General features: G+C 70.9%; 4 protein-coding genes. All 4 read left to right on the top strand.

Features of this window, described 5'->3' with window-relative positions; translation table 11 throughout:
• Positions 1–253 precede the first annotated feature (253 nt).
• Positions 254–1,537, top strand: a complete 1,284-nt coding sequence (gene trpB / locus G3I40_RS45135; protein ID WP_164560580.1) for a tryptophan synthase subunit beta — start codon at positions 254–256, stop codon at positions 1,535–1,537.
• The gene (trpA, locus tag G3I40_RS45130) at positions 1,534–2,349 is read left to right on the top strand and encodes a tryptophan synthase subunit alpha (RefSeq protein ID WP_164560579.1); all 816 of its coding nucleotides are present in this window, start codon (positions 1,534–1,536) and stop codon (positions 2,347–2,349) included. Before trpB ends, trpA begins: the two co-directional genes overlap by 4 nt.
• A 71-nt stretch (positions 2,350–2,420) precedes the next feature.
• Positions 2,421–3,194, top strand: coding sequence for a thioredoxin domain-containing protein (locus G3I40_RS45125; protein ID WP_343245221.1), 774 nt, complete (start codon positions 2,421–2,423; stop codon positions 3,192–3,194).
• 101 nt (positions 3,195–3,295) lie between these two features.
• Entirely contained in the window at positions 3,296–4,315 is a 1,020-nt protein-coding gene (gene lgt / locus G3I40_RS45120; protein ID WP_164560577.1) for a prolipoprotein diacylglyceryl transferase, read from the top strand.
• The last annotated feature ends 182 nt before the right edge of the window (positions 4,316–4,497 follow it).

Below are 4,497 nucleotides of genomic sequence, written 5' to 3'. Positions count from 1 at the left end.
GTGCACGGTCGGCGGGTCCGCTACGTCATCGGTGACGAGCCGGGCCAAGTGAACGGGATGCGATGGCAGGCGCCCCGCTAGGGGCGCGGGGAACGGCGCGAGCGGCCACGTCGTCGCGCCGGCCGGACGAATCGTCCGCCCACCACGGCGCGTAGCCGTCCTCACCTCGGTGGGGCTGCTCGCGCGGTTCCCTCGCTCCTGGCGGGGTCGATCGCATCGCAGATCACCCATTCGCGCCACGTGAGGTAAACGCATGCCCGAGTACTTCCACCCAGACCCGGACGGTCACGTCCCCAGCGCCGAGGGCTACTTCGGCGCGTTCGGCGGCAAGTTCATCCCGGAGGCGCTCGTCGCCGCCGTCGACGAAGTCGCCGTCGAGTACGACAAGGCCAAGTACGACCCGGAGTTCGCCCGCGAGCTCGACGACCTCCTCGTCCACTACACCGGCCGCCCCAGCAGCCTCACCGAGGTGCCCCGGTTCGCCGAACACGCCGGTGGCGCACGGGTCTTCCTCAAGCGCGAGGACCTGAACCACACCGGCTCGCACAAGATCAACAACGTGCTGGGCCAGGCCCTGCTCACCAAGCGCATGGGCAAGACCCGCGTCATCGCCGAGACCGGAGCGGGCCAGCACGGCGTCGCCACGGCCACGGCCTGCGCTTTGTTCGGCCTCGAATGCACCATCTACATGGGTGAGATCGACACCGAGCGCCAGGCCCTGAACGTGGCCCGGATGCGCATGCTCGGCGCCGAGGTCGTCGCCGTGAAGTCCGGCAGCCGCACCCTCAAGGACGCCATCAACGAAGCGTTCCGCGACTGGGTCGCCAACGTCGACCGCACGCACTACCTCTTCGGCACGGTGGCCGGACCGCACCCCTTCCCCGCCATGGTCCGCGACTTCCACCGCGTCATCGGCGTCGAGGCCCGCCGCCAGATCCTGGAGCGCGCCGGGCGCCTGCCCGACGCCGCGATCGCCTGCGTCGGCGGCGGCTCCAACGCCATCGGCCTGTTCCACGCCTTCATCCCGGACGCGGACGTGCGCCTGATCGGCTGCGAGCCCGCCGGGCACGGCATCGGGACGGGCGAGCACGCGGCCACGCTGAGCGCAGGCGAGCCCGGCATCCTGCACGGGTCCCGCTCCTACGTCCTCCAGGACGAGGAGGGCCAGATCACCGAGCCGTACTCGATCTCCGCCGGTCTGGACTACCCGGGCATCGGCCCCGAGCACGCCTTCCTCAAGGACAGCGGGCGCGGCGAGTACCGCGCCGTCACCGACGACGCCGCGATGCAGGCGCTGCGCCTGCTGTCGCGCACCGAGGGCATCATCCCGGCCATCGAGTCGGCGCACGCCCTCGCGGGCGTCCTCGAGGTCGGCAAGGAGCTCGGCAAGGACGGGCTGATCGTCGTCAACCTGTCCGGGCGAGGCGACAAGGACATGGACACCGCGGCCCGCTACTTCGGGCTGTACGAGACGGACGCAGTCGTGGCCGCCGACGCCGAGGGCGAGCGGGCCGAGATCGAGGGGGACGCCAAGTGAGCGGGAACATCCGGCTGTTGGACGAGACCCTCGCCGCCGCCAAGGCCGAGGGCCGCTCCGCCCTCATCGCGTACCTGCCCGCGGGCTTCCCGACGATCGACGGCGGCATCGAGGCGGTCAAGGCCGCCTTCGACGGCGGCGCGGACGTGGTCGAGGTGGGCCTGCCGCACTCCGACCCCGTCCTCGACGGCCCGGTCATCCAGACCGCCGACGACATCGCGCTGCGCGGCGGCCTGAAGATCAAGGACGTCATGCGGACCGTCCGCGAGGCGTTCGAGGCCACCGGGAAGCCGGTGCTCGTCATGACGTACTGGAACCCGATCTACATCTACGGCGTCGAGCGCTTCACCGCCGAACTCGCCGAGGCGGGCGGCGCGGGCTGCATCCTGCCCGACCTGCCGGTCCAGGAGTCGGCGACGTGGCGGGAGCACGCGGCCAAGCACGGTCTCGGCACCGTCTTCGTCGTCGCGCCCAGCAGCAAGGACGAGCGGCTCGCCACGATCACGGCGGCCGGTTCGGGCTTCGTCTACGCCGCCTCGCTGATGGGCGTCACCGGCACCCGCGAGTCCGTCGGCAACCAGGCGCAGGACCTCGTCCGCCGCACCAAGGCCACCACCGACCTGCCGGTCTGCGTCGGCCTCGGCGTCTCGAACGCCGTGCAGGCCAAGGAGGTCGCCGGCTTCGCGGACGGCGTCATCGTCGGCTCGGCGTTCGTGAAGCGGATGCTGGACGCCGACGACGAGAAGGCCGGGCTCGCCGCGGTGCGCGCGCTCGCCGCCGAACTCGCCGCCGGCGTACGGGGCGACGCGTAGTCGGGTAACCCGTATGGGTGGAAGTGGGACCGGGGAGGCACGCTCGTGCCTCCCCGGTTCGTTGGCGCGGTGTGAGCGACAAGAACCGTGAGGGAAAGCGTGCGGCCCGCGAGCGGCTGGCTGCGGAGCGCGAGAAGCAGAAGGCCGCGGAGAAGCGGCGCCGGACGTTGATCGTGGGCGCGGCCGTCGTCTGCGTGCTCGGCCTGGCCGCCGTGATCGGAGTGGCCGCGGCGAATTCCGGCGACGACAGTTCCAGCGACACCTCGGGCGCCGTGGTCGCGCCGAAGGGCGCCACCGGCAAGGACGATCTGGCGATCCCCGTCGGCAAGGACAGCGCCAAGTCGACGCTCACGGTGTGGGAGGACTTCCGCTGCCCCGCGTGCAAGTCCTTCGAGGACACGTACCGGTCGACGATCCACGAGCTGACCGACTCCGGCCAGCTGAAGGTCGAGTACCACACGGTCACCCTGATCGACGCGAACATGCGCGGCACCGGCTCCCTGCGCGCGGGCAACGCGGCGGCGTGCGCGCAGGGCGCGGGCAAGTTCTCCGGCTACCACGACGTGCTGTACGAGAACCAGCCGGAGGAGAGCGACGACGCGTTCGCCGACAACGGCAAGCTCATCGACCTGGCCAAGAAGGTCGACGGGCTCGTCACCGACACCTTCAAGTCCTGTGTGGACGACGGCACGCACGACGGCTGGATCAACAAGAGCTACAAGGCGTTCGGCGACGCCGGGTACTCCGGCACGCCGACGGTCCTGCTGAACGGCAAGAACATCATGGACGACAAGACGATGACCCCCGAGAAGCTGAAGACGCAGGTGCAGGAGGCCGCCAAGTAGGCCGCGCATAAAGGCAGGGCTCATCAGGCGAGGCTTGTTATGGAGACGTAGCCGGGCTGCTGGACGTGTCCACGGCCCGGCACGGTAGCGTCGACCCTGCCATGGAACTTGCCTACATCCCCAGTCCGTCGCAAGGGGTCGTCCACCTCGGACCGATCCCGCTGCGCGGCTACGCGTTCTGCATCATCATCGGCGTCTTCCTGGCCGTCTGGCTGGGCAACCGGCGCTGGATCGCCCGTGGCGGGCGCGCCGGGACGGTCGCCGACATCGCCGTGTGGGCGGTGCCGTTCGGCCTCGTCGGCGGGCGGCTCTACCACGTGATCACGGACTACGAGCTGTACTTCAGCGACGGCCGTGACTGGGTGGACGCCTTCAAGATCTGGGAGGGCGGCCTCGGTATCTGGGGCGCCATCGCGCTCGGCGCGGTGGGCGCGTGGATCGGCTGCCGCCGCCGTGGCATCCCGCTCCCGGCGTGGGCCGACGCGCTCGCGCCCGGCATCGCCATCGCCCAGGCCGCGGGCCGCTGGGGCAACTGGTTCAACCAGGAGCTGTACGGCCGCGAGACCCACGTGCCGTGGGCGCTGCACATCACCTCCGACACGGACGGGCGGGTGCCGGGCTACTACCACCCGACCTTCCTCTACGAGTCGCTGTGGTGCATCGGCGTCGCGCTGCTCGTCATCTGGGCCGACCGGAAGTTCAAGCTCGGACACGGGCGGGCGTTCGCGCTGTACGTCGCGTCGTACTGCGTGGGCCGGTTCTGGATCGAGTACATGCGCGTGGACGACGCGCACCACATCCTGGGGATGCGCCTCAACAACTGGACGGCGATCTTCGTCTTCCTGCTCGCCGTGGTCTACCTGGTGCTGTCGGCGCGGATGCGGCCGGGGCGCGAGGAGATCGTCGAGCCGGGCGCCTCCGACGGGGACCAGGGCGACGCGTCAGGGGATGCGACCTCCGTCGAGGACTCCGTTCCCGCCAAGGACTCGGCCTCCTCCGAGGACTCCGGCTCCGAAAGCTCCGGCTCCGAGGGCTCCGGCTCGGAGGACTCCGTGAAGCTGGACAAGTCGGCCGATGCCGAGGCCGGCGCCGATGTGGACGCGGGGGCCAAGAAGGCCTGACAGCTGTCGGCTGTACGTCGATGAGGGCGCCGGACCGAGTGGTCGGCGCCCTCCGGCGTTCACGCGGACGGACCTCCGGCGTTCACGCGGACGGGCTCGGCACCCCGCGCCGGGCCAGCGCCAGCACGCGCTCCGCACCCGCCACCACCGCCGCGTCCACGAACCGCCCGTCCGGCAGGGCC

The sequence above is a fragment of the Streptomyces sp. SID14478 genome (assembly GCF_010548525.1).
Taxonomy (GTDB): Bacteria; Actinomycetota; Actinomycetes; order Streptomycetales; family Streptomycetaceae; genus Streptomyces.
This window is presented reverse-complemented; position numbering and strand designations above follow the sequence as displayed.

What these genes read in the sequence shown, in the direction of transcription:
- trpB (WP_164560580.1), top strand. Translation starts at nt 254, where the DNA reads ATGCCCGAGTACTTCCACCCAGACCCGGACGGTCACGTCCCCAGCGCC.
- lgt (WP_164560577.1), top strand. Translation starts at nt 3,296, where the DNA reads ATGGAACTTGCCTACATCCCCAGTCCGTCGCAAGGGGTCGTCCACCTC.